Source organism: Halolamina pelagica, assembly GCF_001307315.1.
Classification (GTDB): Archaea; Halobacteriota; Halobacteria; order Halobacteriales; family Haloferacaceae; genus Halolamina; species Halolamina pelagica_B.
Window position 1 is genome coordinate 2,373,493 of the sequence record NZ_LGUC01000001.1, and the last position, 13,947, is coordinate 2,387,439.

13 protein-coding genes, 1 tRNA gene and 2 pseudogenes are annotated in these 13,947 nt (G+C 69.5%); 10 read left to right on the plus strand and 6 right to left on the minus strand.

Annotated elements, in window-relative coordinates:
* The first annotated feature begins 273 nt into the window (after positions 1 to 273).
* Both SY89_RS12335 and SY89_RS12340 read left to right on the plus strand, forming a co-directional pair.
* Positions 274 to 834: a TATA-box-binding protein gene (locus tag SY89_RS12335; protein ID WP_049981576.1), complete on the plus strand. Its 561-nt coding sequence runs from the start codon at positions 274 to 276 to the stop codon at positions 832 to 834.
* Positions 835 to 918: 84 nt separating this feature from the next.
* Positions 919 to 1,530, plus strand: a complete 612-nt coding sequence (locus tag SY89_RS12340) for a hypothetical protein (RefSeq protein ID WP_239685621.1) — start codon at positions 919 to 921, stop codon at positions 1,528 to 1,530.
* Here SY89_RS12340 and SY89_RS12345 read toward each other — a convergent pair.
* Positions 1,527 to 2,837 (minus strand): erythromycin esterase family protein, encoded by a 1,311-nt coding sequence (locus SY89_RS12345; RefSeq protein WP_054584445.1) that lies wholly within the window; start codon positions 2,835 to 2,837, stop codon positions 1,527 to 1,529. The genes SY89_RS12340 and SY89_RS12345 overlap by 4 nt on opposite strands.
* A 241-nt stretch (positions 2,838 to 3,078) precedes the next feature.
* Between SY89_RS12345 and SY89_RS12350 the strand changes: the two genes are divergently transcribed.
* Both SY89_RS12350 and SY89_RS12355 read left to right on the plus strand, forming a co-directional pair.
* Positions 3,079 to 5,025 (plus strand): DEAD/DEAH box helicase, encoded by a 1,947-nt coding sequence (locus SY89_RS12350; protein WP_054584446.1) that lies wholly within the window; start codon positions 3,079 to 3,081, stop codon positions 5,023 to 5,025.
* Positions 5,026 to 5,094: 69 nt separating this feature from the next.
* On the plus strand, positions 5,095 to 5,856 hold the full coding sequence (locus SY89_RS12355; RefSeq protein ID WP_054584447.1) for a hypothetical protein: 762 nt from the start codon (positions 5,095 to 5,097) through the stop codon (positions 5,854 to 5,856).
* A gap of 46 nt (positions 5,857 to 5,902) precedes the next feature.
* On the opposite strand, the gene SY89_RS12360 is transcribed toward SY89_RS12355, so the two are convergent.
* Positions 5,903 to 5,975, minus strand: a tRNA-Tyr gene (locus SY89_RS12360).
* A gap of 137 nt (positions 5,976 to 6,112) precedes the next feature.
* Here SY89_RS12360 and SY89_RS12365 point away from each other — a divergent pair.
* A complete protein-coding gene (locus SY89_RS12365; protein WP_394325743.1) occupies positions 6,113 to 7,036 on the plus strand; it encodes a DMT family transporter in 924 nt (307 codons plus the stop codon).
* Positions 7,037 to 7,192: 156 nt separating this feature from the next.
* A complete protein-coding gene (locus tag SY89_RS12370) occupies positions 7,193 to 7,546 on the plus strand; it encodes a carotenoid biosynthesis protein (RefSeq protein ID WP_054584448.1) in 354 nt (117 codons plus the stop codon).
* On the opposite strand, the pseudogene SY89_RS12375 reads toward SY89_RS12370, so the two are convergent.
* Positions 7,547 to 8,025 (minus strand): annotated as a pseudogene (locus tag SY89_RS12375) (SRPBCC family protein).
* A 47-nt stretch (positions 8,026 to 8,072) separates the two neighbouring features.
* Entirely contained in the window at positions 8,073 to 8,357 is a 285-nt protein-coding gene (locus SY89_RS12380) for a DUF5779 family protein (protein WP_054584449.1), read from the minus strand.
* Between the two features lie 93 nt (positions 8,358 to 8,450).
* On the opposite strand from SY89_RS12380, the gene SY89_RS12385 reads away from it, so the two are divergent.
* Positions 8,451 to 8,663, plus strand: a complete 213-nt coding sequence (locus SY89_RS12385) for a hypothetical protein (RefSeq protein WP_054584450.1) — start codon at positions 8,451 to 8,453, stop codon at positions 8,661 to 8,663.
* 18 nt (positions 8,664 to 8,681) lie between these two features.
* Here SY89_RS12385 and SY89_RS12390 read toward each other — a convergent pair whose 3' ends face one another.
* Entirely contained in the window at positions 8,682 to 9,128 is a 447-nt protein-coding gene (locus SY89_RS12390; RefSeq protein ID WP_054584723.1) for a DUF5799 family protein, read from the minus strand.
* A 345-nt stretch (positions 9,129 to 9,473) separates the two neighbouring features.
* On the opposite strand from SY89_RS12390, the gene SY89_RS17345 reads away from it, so the two are divergent.
* Positions 9,474 to 9,641: a hypothetical protein gene (locus SY89_RS17345; protein WP_189319163.1), complete on the plus strand. Its 168-nt coding sequence runs from the start codon at positions 9,474 to 9,476 to the stop codon at positions 9,639 to 9,641.
* Between the two features lie 115 nt (positions 9,642 to 9,756).
* Positions 9,757 to 10,481, plus strand: a pseudogene (psmB, locus tag SY89_RS12400) (archaeal proteasome endopeptidase complex subunit beta).
* A 73-nt stretch (positions 10,482 to 10,554) separates the two neighbouring features.
* On the opposite strand, the gene SY89_RS12405 reads toward psmB, so the two are convergent.
* A complete protein-coding gene (locus SY89_RS12405; RefSeq protein WP_054584452.1) occupies positions 10,555 to 12,084 on the minus strand; it encodes a glutamate--cysteine ligase family protein in 1,530 nt (509 codons plus the stop codon).
* A 106-nt stretch (positions 12,085 to 12,190) separates the two neighbouring features.
* Between SY89_RS12405 and ligA the strand changes: the two genes are divergently transcribed.
* Positions 12,191 to 13,924, plus strand: coding sequence for an ATP-dependent DNA ligase LigA (ligA, locus tag SY89_RS12410; protein ID WP_054584453.1), 1,734 nt, complete (start codon positions 12,191 to 12,193; stop codon positions 13,922 to 13,924).
* The last annotated feature ends 23 nt before the right edge of the window (positions 13,925 to 13,947 follow it).

Here is a 13,947-nt window from a genome sequence, read left to right on the forward strand (position 1 = left end):
TTTCTTCGGACCCGAGTATTTCTCCCGGCTGGGTATAAACCCATCGGAAGCGATTCGGGGCCACGCACCGTCCTGGTTCATCCCAGGCCGCGGCGCGTTCTTCGCATTCCATTCGATGGGTGTGTACTACTTAACCCTGATGTTTCGAACGCGTCCTGGGTCGCGTTGTCGTGCGGTTTGCGTTCACACTATCGACGATTCGACACTATCGGCGGCGGAACAGTATATAAGGGAACCCTTTATAATGGCTGGGTGAGCATTAAAGGCTGAACGATGAGTTCGCCGGCAGACTCAATCGAGATCCAGAACGTGGTGGCATCGACGGGTATCGGGCAGGAGCTCGACCTCGAAGCGTTGGCCGAAGACCTCCCGGGCGCCGACTTCAACCCAGACAACTTCCCCGGCCTCGTCTACCGGACACAGAGTCCGAAGGCGGCCGCACTGATCTTCCGATCGGGGAAGATCGTGTGCACGGGCGCGAAGAGCATCGACGACGTCCACGAGGCGCTGGGCATCATCTTCGAGAAGCTCCGTGACCTCACGATCCCGGTCGAGGACGATCCCGAGATCACCGTCCAGAACATCGTCTCGAGCGCGGACCTGGGGCACAACCTCAACCTCAACGCGCTCGCGATCGGTCTCGGACTCGAAGACGTGGAGTACGAGCCCGAGCAGTTCCCGGGACTCGTCTACCGCATGGACGAGCCCGACGTGGTGATCCTCCTGTTCGGCTCCGGGAAGATCGTCATCACGGGCGGGAAGCGCACCGAGGACGCACAGGAGGCCGTCGAGCAGATCGTCGAGCGGATCGAGGGGCTCGGCCTCCTCAGCTGAACCGTCGAGCACGCTTCTTCCGACCCGTTTTTCGCCCACACACCGGCACAAGAGGCATAACCCTCCGGCGCAAACGCGGCGATAGTGGCATCCCGTGACCACGGCCCGGACGGCCGGGGCGCCCCGGGCCCAGACACGCAGCACCGCACGGCCGAGCACTCGACGGCCCCCGAGGCGGTCCGGCGGCGACCGGAGGACCCGCCGGTTCGGAACCCGGGGCAGTACTCGCTGACCGATCACGTCCGCGAGCGGCTCGCCCAGGGCGGACGCTACGTCACCCTCGACGGCATCGACGCCGCGATCCGCGAGGGACAGCTCCGTTGGAACACCACCGACGGCTGGCGGTTCGCCGGCGTCGAGGACGGCGTCCGATTCGTGGTGGTCGTCTGTGACACCGAGACCGCCTCCCCAGTCGTCGTCACGGCCTGGACGGAGATCGACGACATCGGCGCCGCCGAGGCGTCCGAGCGCTGGGACCGGACCGACATCGAGACGATCCGCCTCCGCAGCACGCTCTCGGAGCGCTCCGACGAACACGTCCCCGAGCACATCCGCCCGCGCGACGTGCCCCGTCCGTTCTACGTCCGCGGCCACCACCTGGTCACCGACCCCGGCGACGGCCACCTGCGCTGTGTCGACTGTCACGGCCGCTTCCGCTCGAAGGGCGAACTCGATCGCGCGCGCTGTTCGCGCTAGTTGGAGAGCGGCCGTGCGCGTGTGGTCTCTTCGACGAAACAGAGCGCATCGAACGCCTCGCCGAAGGCGTACTCCGTCACGTAGTTCTCCGGGTTCCCGTCGTAGGTCGCGCCGACCGAGAACCGTTCTCGGTCCGCCCCGAGCCAATCCCTCAGCCGGGAGTCCGCCGTCCCGGCACGAAGATCGAGGATCGAGGTCCCGACACCGGCGTCGTCAAGCGCGGACTCGACGGTCCCCGGACGCGGATCGCGCAGGGTAAACGACGTGAGCCCGCGTCCCTCACCGGTCCGGTCGATCGCCTGGAACGACCCGCGAGCGAACGCGAACCCGACCGCGTAGTAGTCGTCACCGTACCGTTCGGCGAGGTGACTGCCCATCGACGGCGCAGCCACCGCGTACCGCCGGTACGCGTGTCGGTCGCGGTTGCTGTGGGCGTCGTGCGCCCAGAGGACCACGGGAGCGTCCGTTCGATGCTCGATCCACTCGACGTTCCCGGCCATTGCTCGGTCACGAACCCGGAGGACTTCTTCCATCGCCGCCGCCTCGGCGTCGCTGTCGTTGTCTGCTGCCTCCCAGTCGAGGAGTCGCCGTTTGTACTCGGTCGCCCGTTCGATCACTCGAACCCAGTGACGGGCACGATCGTCCGCTTCGTCGCTCCCGAGCGTCTCGCGCAGTCGGGGGTTTACCCTCTCCACGGCGGCGATACGTTCCCGGACTCGATCGTCCGCCACGGGTCGAGTACCGTCGTCGCCGACCAGTTCGAGATCGTCCGCGACCTCGGGGTGGAGTTCGCCGGCAGCGAAGTGGTCCAGGAGCGCATCGACGGCGCCCTGTGTGTACTGGGCGTCGAACCCGCGGAACCGCACGCGGTCGTCGAGGGGGCGCCCCTCGTTGAACGCCCGAATCCACTCGACTAGCGCGAGCACTTCCTCGGTCTGCCACGTCCAGAAGTAGAGGTCTTCGAGCCCCGCTTCCGGGTCACCTCGGCCGTGGACGACGTACTCGTCGAGTGCCCGGGCCTCAGGGGCGTTCGCCTCCATCGCGAACGTCCGGACGCCCGCCGCAGTGACGAGCCAGCGCAGCAGCCGGTGTTTGAGTCGGAAGAACTCCCGAGTACCGTGGGTCCCCTCGCCGAGCGCGACGATCGACGCGTCGTGGAGGTCCTCCGGGAGGGCGTCGGCCGCGAGAGCCGTTTCGGGGTCGCACGTGAGTCCGTACGCGTGTTCGCGCAAGCCCGCGCGAACGGCGACCGGGGTAGTAGTTTCGTTCGATGCAGTCGATGTCGTGTCGGGATTGTCGTTCGTCATCGTCGTCAGTGTCGGTAGTGAGCGGGCGCTCCGGAAGCGAAAACGGGCGGCGACCACGTGACGGCCGCGAGGCTACACCCCGCAACCGACCGGCAGCCAACCGACGCTCACTGACGAACGAGCAGCATCGGTTCAGGGCTTACACGGAGAGGGCAAGAGCGTTTCCCCCACGAGTACCGTCGACGGGCCATCGACGTTACGGGTCGCAAGCCGTATTCCCGCCGACCGCCAACCACGCCCAATGACGGATCTCTCGCTCTCGGAGTTCTACGACGCTGTCGAGGCGGAGGGGCGGCCGCTGCTCACGGCCGACGAGTTCGCCCGCCGCCTCGAGGAGTCCCAGGCCGACGCCGACGAGGCGCTCACCCGGCTCGCCGACCAGGGCCTGCTCGAACGCGTCGACGTGGAGAACGACCCCGTGGTCTGGTACCCGACCGAGTGGGGCGAACTCGCCTCGCGCGAGCGCGTGGTCGTCTTCCCCGAGCGCCGGGAGATCGTCGTCGACCGACCCACCCAGTACACCCAGGCCCGCCTCTCACAGTTCGCCCACCTCGTCGACACCACCGGGACCGAACCCGGCACCCGGGGCTACCTCTACCGCATCCGCCCGGAGGACGTGTGGTCCGCGCCCTTCGACGGCGTCGCCGACCTGATCCTCACGATGCGGGGAATCTTTCCCCGACGCTACGAGGGGTTGGAGGAGTGGGTCGAGAGCCAGTGGAAGCGGGCCAACCGCTTCCGCCTCGACACCCACGAGGACGGCTACACCGTCCTGACCGCAGCCACCGACGACCTCATGGGCAACGTCGCGATGGAGAAGCTCGACGACGACGCGATCCGGGCCCCCATCTCCGACACCGAGGCGTGGGTCAACGAGGACGCCATCGCGGGGATCAAGCGCACGCTGTACGAGGCAGGCTACCCCGTCGTCGACGACCGAGACCTCGAACGCGGCGACCCCATCGACGCCGACCTCACCACGGAGCTCCGGGAGTACCAGCAGTCCTGGGTCGACAGCTTCCTCGAGAAGCAGGCCGGCGTCCTCGTCGGCCCACCCGGGTCCGGCAAGACCGTCGCCGCGCTGGGCGCACTCGCCGAGGTCGGCGGCGAGACGCTGATCCTCGTCCCGTCCCGGGAGCTCGCGGGACAGTGGCGCGAAGAGATCGCCCGACACACCACCGTCGACCCCGAGCACGTTGGCGAGTACCACGGCGGTCAGAAGCAGCTCCGCCCGATCACCATCGCCACCTACCAGATCGCCGGGATGGATCGCCACCGGCGGCTGTTCGACGAGCGGGAGTGGGGGCTGATCGTGTTCGACGAGGCCCACCACGTCCCCGCACCCGTGTTCCGCCAGTCCGCCGCCCTCCAGAGCAAACACCGACTGGGCCTGACGGCGACGCCGGTTCGGGAGAGCGACGACGAGACCGACATCTACACGCTGATCGGCCCGCCGCTCGGGACCGACTGGTCGGCGCTGTTCGACGCCGGCTTCGTCGCCGAACCCGAGGTCGAACTCCGCTACCTCCCGTGGGACGACGACATGGCCGAAAACGAGTGGGCGAGCGCCCAGGGCCGCGAGCGCCACGTCCTCGCGGGCTCCAACCCCCGGAAGGTCGAGGAGACCCGGAAGCTGCTGGCCGACCACGACGGGAAGGCGCTGGTTTTCGTCGACTACCTCGACCAAGGCGAGGCGATCGCCGACGAACTCGACGCCGCGTTCGTCTCCGGGGAGACACCCCACCACCGCCGTGAGCGCCTGTTCGAGTCGTTCCGCACGGGCGAGCGTGATGCGCTGGTCGTCTCCCGCGTCGGCGACGAGGGGATCGACCTCCCGAACGCCGAGCTCGCCGTCGTCGCCTCCGGCCTCGGCGGCTCACGCCGGCAGGGCGCCCAACGCGCGGGCCGCACGATGCGCCCGGTCGGGCGAGCGGAGGTGGTCGTGCTCGCGACACACGGCACCCGCGAGGAGGAGTTCGCCCGCAAGCAGATGCGCCACCTCGCGGAGAAAGGCGTCCGCGTCCACGAGACCGTCGTCGGCGCCGACGAGCCGGACGCTGGCGACGCAGAGGCGGAGACAGGCAATAACGAAGCGGAAGCGGGCGATGATGAGGTGGAGGCGAGCAGTGATGAACTGGAAGCCAGCACCGACGAGGCGGAACCGAGCGATGACGCCGCGTCGGAGTAGCCAGCGGCCGTTCGCCCGACAGCCCGCCGTATCGGGAGCGTTTAGACGCCGCGCGCCGGCGGCCGACACATGAGCGACGACCGCCAGGCGACGTTCGGCACCGACGGCACACTGGAGACGGACCGGCCCCCGGAGGCCACCGGCGAGGACGACTTCGGCGAGGAGAAGGAGCCTGACCAAACCGACGGCGGCTTCAGCCGGTACGTCGTCTCGAGCCTGCTCCAGAAGGCGGTCCGCCGGTCCGACGAGGAGGTCGCGGCGTGGGCCGCCTGGGAGCTCGCACGCTCGGGGTTCGGGTGGAACCTCTGGGAACGGCTGAACCTCTACGTCGTCGAGGATCTCCGAGCCGGCCAGGCCGTCGCCACCCAGGTGGCGCGCTACGAGGAGTTGGCGACCGAGCGCTGGGAGCCCGACGAGTGGCGCGGCCGCCTCTGTGCCGTCCACGCGGCGCTCGCGTGTGCCCGCGCGCAGTCGTCACGCGAGGCCGCCAACGCCGACGAGTACTTCGGCGCCGTCGCGGAGCACCGGGCCGAGGCCCGCGAACGCGACGCGGAGCCGAGCCACGACTTCCCAGTCGGCGACCTCGAGCCCGAGGGCCGCTTCGACGCCGTCTTCGACGGCCACACGGGCGAGGGGTCGCGCCGCGACCGCGGGACGGCGTTCTTCAAAACCCACGGCGCCCGCGTCGGACCCGAGGGCGAGAGCGACCTCAGCGCCCGCTGGCAGCGACTGGCGATGGTGCTGTCGTCGACGGAGTTCGACGAGGGCGACATCGAACGTGCACTAGAGCCGACGGACGCCGACGACCCGTGGACCGATCCGGACTCGTAGTCGCGCCGCTGGCGAGTGCTCGGCTCCGTATCGGCTTCGAGAGAAGTCCGCCCTCCCCGATTTGAACGGGGGCAAGCCGATCTACAGTCGGCTGCTCTACCAGTCTGAGCTAAGGGCGGGCACTCGTACGTAGGACCTGGTTCGGACTTAAGGATTGTCTCTTGGCTCCGGTACGTGGGTCGGTATCGCCCGCCGGCACGCCCACACGATCCCCGGCTTCGAAACCGGTAAGCACGCGGAGTGGGGAGCGTTCCCCGTGTCACTCGCCGCTCTCGAGGAGCGCGTGCCGCCGATGGCCGGCCTCGCCGTCGCCGTGCTCGCCGTCAGCACCAGCGCGATCCTGGTCCGCTGGTCGAGCGCGCCCAGCGTCGTCAAGGCGTTCTACCGGGTGGTGTTCACCACCGCGCTCCTGCTCCCGTGGGCGCTCGGTCGCTACCGGGGTGATTTCCGCCGGATGCAGCTCCGGGATCTGGGGATCGCGGGGCTCACCGGCGTCGCGCTCGCGCTGCATTTCGCCGCGTGGTTCGAGAGTCTGAATCACACCTCCGTCGCCGCCAGCGTCACGCTGGTCCAGACGCAGCCGCTGTTCGTGGCCGTCGGCGCGTGGGCGCTGCTCGAGGAGCGCCTGACCCGCCGGATGCTCGCCGGCATCTTCGTCGCGCTGTTCGGCGCCGCCGCGATGTCGCTCGGCGACCCCCTGCTGGCGCTGCTGGGCGTCGGGACCGCTGACGCGCTCGCCGGCACGGGGATGTTCGGCAACGCGCTCGCGCTCGTCGGCGCCGTCGCCGCCGCGGCGTACGTACTCGCCGGGCGCTCGCTCCGACAGCGCGTCTCGCTCGTCCCCTACGTCGTCGTGGTGTACCTCGCCTGTGCGGCCGTGCTGCTCGCGATCGCCGTAGCCCAGAGCGCGCCGCTGGTCGACTACCCCCGCCGGGAGTGGCTGCTGTTCCTCGGGATGGCGCTCGGCCCGGGGATCTTCGGCCACACGGTGATCAACTGGGCGCTGGCGCACGTCGAATCCGGCGTCGTCTCGGTCAGCCTGCTGGGCGAACCCGTGGGGAGCACCGTCCTCGCGCTGCTGCTGCTCCCGGGCGAGATCCCGACGCCGACGACGATCGCCGGCGGCGCCGTCGTCCTGCTCGGCATCTACATCACCGCGGCGGCTCGAGACCATGACTAACGCCACCCGGTTCGACGCCGCCCCGAGCGCCCAATCGACGCCGAGACGGCACGGCGCTACGTCGCCAGCCAACTCGGCCTGTTCCTCCTTACTCTCGGCCACGCACTGCTGACGTGGCCGCTCCCCGAGACCGCGGCGCTGTTCGCCGGCGGCGTCGTGGTCGCGTTCGCCGCCGAGGCCCCGGCGATCCGGGCCGGACTGTTCAGCCACTATCTCCGGCCGCAGCTCGTCGGGGTGCCCGTCTCGATCCTGCTCGCCTGGCCCGCGGTGGTGTATCTCGCCGTCCGGGCCGCGTCGCTGATCGTCGACGGCCCGCTCGCTGTCGCGGGGACGGCAGCGGTACTGGCGACGCTTGCGGACGCGATAGTCGAGCCTCGCGCGGTCGCCGCGGGCGCGTGGGCGTACGCGAAGATGATTCCCGGGCCGCGCCTGTACGGTGTCCCGTGGTGGAACGCCGCCGGCTGGCTCGTGGTGGTGTTCGTGACCGCGCTGCTGCCGACGGCGGTCTGACTACTCCAGCAGCGCCTTCGTCCGCCGGTGGCGGTAGCGGAACATCGGCTCGAAGCCGACAACCCCAGCGGCCCCAGCGCCTTCCCCAGCCCGCCGAGCGGGAGCTGGTAGACGAGCCGGTCCTCGACGACGGTCTCGTCGCCGTGGGCGCGGAACCGGTGGGTGTGTCGCCAGCGCGGGAACGGGCCGTCGCGCATCTCGTCGCGGAACCACGCGACGCCGTCGCCCGCTTCGCGGTCGGTGATGACGGAGGTCCAGCGCTGGCGCGGGGCGACGCCGAACGGGCGCATCGCCATATCGATCTCGCTGCCCGCCTCCAGCACGTCCGGATCCGGCTCGCCGTCCGGCCCGCGGACCGCCTCCACCTCGAGGTTCATGAACCCGGGCGTGAGCGCCTCCAGTCCGTCGACTCGCGAGTGGAACTCCCAGACCTCCGACAGCGGCGCGTCGACGCGGGTGCGCCGGGTGTACGTCGGCATACCTCGACAAAGGATCCGGTCAGGGATAACGCTTCGCCGGGCCGCGTTCACAGCCTGTCAGTGTCGATATCGACGCCTTCGGGCGTCACGACGAGAAAGCCCCGGAAGTGGGTGAGCGAGCCCCCGCGCTCACGGATCTCCCGGGCGAACCCGGCCGCCAGCCTGTTCAGGTCGCCCTCGACGGCGAGGACGAGCACGTCGCCCGACCGGACGGCGTCGATCCACTCCGCGGCGTCGGTCGAGCCGTCCAGCACTCCCAGGACGACCTCGCCGGCCGTGTCGTCGTCGAGTTCTTCCTCCGCACGGGTGAGATCGAGGCCGAAATCGCTCATAGCCACGCTTGCGCGCGAGACGGTAAAAAAGGAGTCGGGCCGTCCCGGAGTTCGGCCGGTGTACTAAAACGGGTGGCCGCACAACAGTGGTGTATGGCCTGTAGCCACGAACTCGACGGCGAGTATCTGACCCGCAGCGACGCCGCGATTACCGACATCTACGGTTCGGACGAGTCCTTCCGCATCGACGTCGTCGTTCCCTGTCCGGACTGCGGGCAGACACTCGAACTGACGATGGTCGAGGAGCGCCGCGAGGAGGTCGACGTCGACTTCCCGCTCGACGACGCCGAGATCGCCAACAGCTAACGGCGGAACCTGCGCGTTTTACTCCTGGTACGCGATACGGACCTGCTCCCAGCGACCTTTCTCGATCAGGTGGTCCTGCAGCATCTCGGCGTAGCGCTCGAGCAGTTCCTCGGCGTCGTCCATGCGGTCGCTGCCGCCGTCGCCGCCGCCGAGCCCGAGGCTCTCTTTGACCGACGAGAACATCCCGCCGTCGTCGCCGCCTGCCCCGCCCGCTGCGCCGGGGCCGCCGCCCATCGCTCCCTCCATCTTCTCCACCTCGGGCATGATGCCCGCGACTTTGGCGGTGTCCGGGACGATCCGGGCGTTCTCGGCGTCGTCGGCGTCAACGATCTCGAACTCCGCCGCGGTCATGATCAGCCCCCACTCCTGGTTGGTGAACGGGGAGTCCCGCACCTCCGCGGCGAACTGCTGATCGACCGCCATCCGCTCGCCGACGATGGCGTCGGTCCAGTCTGACTCGCTCATGGCGCCCCCTACGCCGAGCGCCGGTTTCAGGGTTTCCCCAACGGCGCCCGGGCAGCGGCCGGAGCGGACGTACTCCCCGTCGACGGCAGCGTCTCGGTTCCCCGTCACGGAGGCTGGGGGCGTCCACGCGCCGTCGAAGCTGGTCGCGCACCCCCGACAGCGCCTACTCATAACTTACAGCGATAGAGCCCGTCAGCCCCGCACGTTATCGGCCGTCTTTATCAGTTTCACCACTCAGCTTGTGCCGAACACAACCGTGTTAGAAACGCAAGACTGCGTCGGGGTGGGTCGGCCACCCCTCCCGACAAGTACTTATACCGAGACGGGATGTGGACCTGCACGGAGATGAGCCGAACTATCCGCCGCGGCGCGCTGTTTGCACTCTATCAGTTCACGGTCCTGCTGGGAATCGTGCTGTTTCCGGTGGCGATGTTCACCCGTCGCCTGGGCGTCCCGCTCCCGCTGGGGCGGGCCGTCGACGGCGCCAAGACCGCGTACGAGACCACGGAGTAACGCGTCCAGTTTTCCGAACACACCGCACTATCCAGCCGCGCTGCCCGGGTTTCGAAGCCGGCCCGTTCTCCCCGAAGGGGTGGCTTTATCAGCGTTCCCCGACAAGCGTTCGTCAATGCGAACACCTGCTGATCAGTCAGGGCTCGACCCGCTGAGCGGCGACCAGTCCGACGTCTTCGGCCCCGAACTCGGCGAGTTCCCCAACGCCGACGAGCGCCGGTCGCAGGCGGCGACCGACGAAGGGATGAAGACCGGGACGACCACCGTCGGCGTCAACGCCGGCGACGCCGTCGTGCTCGCGACGGACATGCGCGCCAGCATGGGCAACATGGTCTCCAGCAAGGACGTCCAGAAGGTAGAGCAGATCCACCCCACGGGCGCGCTCACCATCGCGGGGTCGGTCTCGGCCGCCCAGTCGCTCATCGAGACGCTGAAAGCCGAGTCGAACCTGTTCGAGGTCCGCCGGAGCAAGCAGATGTCGATGCAGGCGCTCTCCACGCTGACGGGGAACCTCCTCCGCTCGGGCGGGTTCTACATCGTCTCGCCCATCCTCGGCGGCGTCGACGACACCGGCGCACACGTCTACTCCCTCGACCCCTCGGCGGGACGACCGAAGAGGACTACGCCGTCTCCGGCTCCGGCTCCCAGTTCGCCCTCGGTGTGCTCGAACAGGAGTTCGAGGACGACATGGGCGTCGAGGCGGCGAAGAACCTCGTCACGAAGTGTATCAAGAGCGCGATGGAGCGCGACACCGCCTCCGGCAACGGGATCAACATCGCCGTCGTCACCGACGAAGGCGTCGACGTGACGAGAGAGAAGGACATCGACGCCCTGTTGTAACGGCAGCGATCGCCCGCCGTTCTCCGTTTTTCACCACCGAACAGCCCCGGCCCCGTCGAGCGCGGCGGGGGCGTCAGTCCCAGTCCGCGAACGTCCCCTGTAGCAGGGTCGCCCCCTGTTCGTGGACGTACTCGCGTTTGGTCGCGGTCACCGCGTCGGCGAAGGACTCCCCGTCGGCCACGCGCGAGCGGACGCGGTCGACTTTCCACGAGGCCGGCGTGACGCGCTCGTCGACGCGGTACCGCAGCGGGGCGAGATACTCCTCGGCCGCGGCTTCCGAACAGCCCGCGGCCTGCAGCCCCGCGCTCGCGTGCCCGAGCAGGTCGTCGTAGAGCTCGTCGATGTCGGTCGTGCGCTCGCCGTCGCTCGTGATCCAGCGCAGGTCGGCGTCCAGCCCCTCCCGCATCGCCGCGTAGAAGTTCGACTCGGCCTCGGCCCAGTCGAGTTCGTCGACGGGGTGGCCCTGGCGCGGAAGCTGCTCCATCAGGCCGGCGAAGGCGGCGAGAAACGCCACCGTGTCGGAGACGGTCGGTTGGCCCGGCAGCGGGCGGAACTCGATGCGGGCGTTGGCGGCAGACCGCGTCGCCCCGCCGAAGACGGGGCGGACCCAGCGCCAGTACGTGCCGTGTTTGGCCCGGAACGTGGGGAACTGATCGTCGAAGCGATCGCCGTCCCCCTCGACGGGCATCGGCACCACCACGTCGTCGCCCGCGATACGGTCGACCGCCTGCTCGACGGTCCCGAGATCCCGGGGGAACGTCACCTTCTCGGCGTCGCCGGCGTTGAGCACTGACTCGAACACCGCGATGCGGTGCTCCATGTACGCGTCCTCGAGGATGGTCCCGGCGTCGACGCCGTCGGCGTAGAGATCCGGCGGGAAGAAGGGGGCGTTGACCCCCAGCGCGAGCAGCGGCCCGGCGATCCGGAGCGCGTACGTGTGGTGTCGCGGCAGGTCGGTCGCGCGGCTCATCTGGTAGTGGGGCTGGATCGACGTGATCAGGCTCTCGGGCATCACCGTGTCGGCCTCGAGATCGACGTGGGGCGCGTCGACGGTCATCGGCGGGTCGATCCGGTTGGACATCGCGTGGTAGCGCACGGCGTCGCTCATGTTCACGGCGACCCGGACGCCGTCGTCGACGACGCTGTCGGAGAGGTACTCACGAGCGGTCTCGCCGGCGGGCGGGATCGTCCAGATGCCGTCGCTCACCAGCCGCATCCCCTCCGCCTTCGTGCAGTCGCGGGCGTTCTGCAGGTGTGAGCGCACCTCCGCCGCCTGGGCGGCCATCCCGTAGCCGTTGAACGGCTGGGGGCTGGTGGTCATCTCGGCGTTGTGCAGCCCCAGCTCCTTCTCGAAGTCGATCAGGTCGAACAGCCGCCGGGGCACCCGCATCAGCGTGCAGTCGGTGGCCTCCTCGTCGGCCCACCGGCCGTCGGCGGCGGCGTAGAACTCGTACTCGAGCCCGACCACCGACCGGTGGTTGTCGAACGCTCCATCCCGCAGCAGCGACTTGACGACCTCGGCGTCCTGTGCGGCCTGCTGAGCGAACCCGTCGGCGTCGACGGCCAACACCTCCCGCACACGGTCGGCGAGCGTCCGTTCCATGGGCGGTGCTGTGTGTCCCCAGCGGGAAGTACTCGGGGGCCGCCACGGGGTGCCCGGCCACGGCGCATCGGCGGCCTTTTTGGGCCGTTCTCCCTACCCCGGCCAGATGCAGTTCGCCGCCTTCGCCGACCGCGCCGCCGAACTGGAAGCAGAGCCCGCCGACCTGGAAACCGTCTCGCTGGTCGCGGCGCTGCTCCGTGACGCCGGCGACGACATCGGCACCGTCGCCCGCTTCCTCCAGGGACGGGTGTTCCCCGGCTGGGACGCCCGGACACTGGACGTGGGGCCCGCGCTCTGCTACGCCGCGCTGGCGAAGGCAGCGGGGACGAACGTCACCGCCGACGACGTGGAGGAGCGACTCGCCGAGGAGGGAGAGATCGGCGCCGTCGCCGCGAACCTCGACCTCGGCGGCCAGCAGGGGCTAGGCGCGTTCGCCGCGGACGGGGCGGCTGGGAGGGACGACCCGACGCTCGCCGAGGTCGACGCCGAGCTCCGGGCGGTCGCCGCCACCGAGGGCGACGGCAGCGAGGACACGAAGCTCGCGACGCTGTTCGGCCTGTTCTCTCGGGTGAGCGACGCGGAGGCACGCTATCTCGCCCGGCTCGTGCTCGGGGAGATGCGCCTGGGCGTCGGCGAGGGCACCGTTCGGGACGCGATCGTCGAGGCGTTCGCCGTCGACGCCGGCCTCGTCGCCGACGCGCTGCAGGTGAGCAACGACTACGGCCGCGTCGCCCGGATCGCCCGCGACGAGGGCGAGGACGGGCTCGAGGCGATGAGCCTCACCGTCGGCCGCCCCGTCCAGTCGATGCTCGCACAGGCCGGCACGGTCACCGGGGCACTGGAGTCCTGGGACGACGTCGCCGCAGAGATCAAGTTCGACGGCGCGCGCGTCCAACTCCACCACCATCCCGAAGGGATCGCCCCACCTGACGCGGATCGCGACGCGACCCCCGACGATCCGACGGTCCGGCTCTACTCCCGGAACACCTCGGAGGTCACCGACGCCCTCCCGGAGATCCGTGAGTTCGCCGAGCAACGGCTCGACGCACCCGCCATCCTCGACGGCGAGGTCGTCGCCGTCGACGACGACGGCAGCCCGCTCCCGTTTCAGGAGGTGCTGCGGCGCTTCCGCCGGAAACACGATGTGGACCGGATGCGCGAGGAGGTCGAACTCGAGTTTCACGCGTTCGACTGCCTGCTCGACGGCCGCGAGGCGACAGAGGGGACCGACCTGCTCGACTCGCCGTTCCGGATGCGCCACGACCGGCTCGCCGACCTCCTGCCCGACGCCACCAGCGAGGTGCTGTACAGCGACGACGCCGACGAGATCGAGGCGTTCGAGGCGTCGGCGCTCTCGGCGGGCCACGAGGGGATCATGCTCAAACGGCCTGACTCCACGTACACCCCCGGCGACCGCGGGCAGGACTGGCTCAAGCGCAAGCCCGACGTGGAGACGCTCGACTGCGTCGTGACTGGCGCCGAGTGGGGCGAGGGGCGTCGCGCCAACGAGTTCGGCACGTTCCTGCTCGCGGTCGGCGCCGACGACGGCTACGAGACCGTCGGAAAAGTCGCGACGGGGATCACCGACGAGCGGCTCGCGGCGCTCACCGACCTGCTCGAACCCCACGTGATCAACGAGGACGGCCAGACCGTCGAGTTCCGACCCGCGGTCGTGTTCGAGGTCGGCTACGAGGAGATCCAGGCGTCGCCGACCTACAGCGCGGGCTACGCGCTGCGGTTCCCGCGGTTCGTGGAAGTCCGCGAGGACAAGGATCCCGAGGACGCCGACACCGTCGAACGGGTCGAACGGCTGGCGAACGGGGGCGAGGGCGGGAACTGAGTTCGTGAAAGCGTACGCCTAAG

Bases quoted from the DNA above. Each gene is read 5' to 3' on its own strand.
- SY89_RS12335 (WP_049981576.1), top strand. From the start codon at position 274: ATGAGTTCGCCGGCAGACTCAATCGAGATCCAGAACGTGGTGGCATCG.
- SY89_RS12345 (WP_054584445.1), bottom strand. From the start codon at position 2,837: ATGACGAACGACAATCCCGACACGACATCGACTGCATCGAACGAAACT.
- SY89_RS12350 (WP_054584446.1), top strand. From the start codon at position 3,079: ATGACGGATCTCTCGCTCTCGGAGTTCTACGACGCTGTCGAGGCGGAG.
- SY89_RS12355 (WP_054584447.1), top strand. From the start codon at position 5,095: ATGAGCGACGACCGCCAGGCGACGTTCGGCACCGACGGCACACTGGAG.
- SY89_RS12380 (WP_054584449.1), bottom strand. From the start codon at position 8,357: ATGAGCGATTTCGGCCTCGATCTCACCCGTGCGGAGGAAGAACTCGAC.
- SY89_RS12385 (WP_054584450.1), top strand. From the start codon at position 8,451: ATGGCCTGTAGCCACGAACTCGACGGCGAGTATCTGACCCGCAGCGAC.
- SY89_RS12390 (WP_054584723.1), bottom strand. From the start codon at position 9,128: ATGAGCGAGTCAGACTGGACCGACGCCATCGTCGGCGAGCGGATGGCG.
- SY89_RS17345 (WP_189319163.1), top strand. From the start codon at position 9,474: ATGAGCCGAACTATCCGCCGCGGCGCGCTGTTTGCACTCTATCAGTTC.
- SY89_RS12405 (WP_054584452.1), bottom strand. From the start codon at position 12,084: ATGGAACGGACGCTCGCCGACCGTGTGCGGGAGGTGTTGGCCGTCGAC.
- ligA (WP_054584453.1), top strand. From the start codon at position 12,191: ATGCAGTTCGCCGCCTTCGCCGACCGCGCCGCCGAACTGGAAGCAGAG.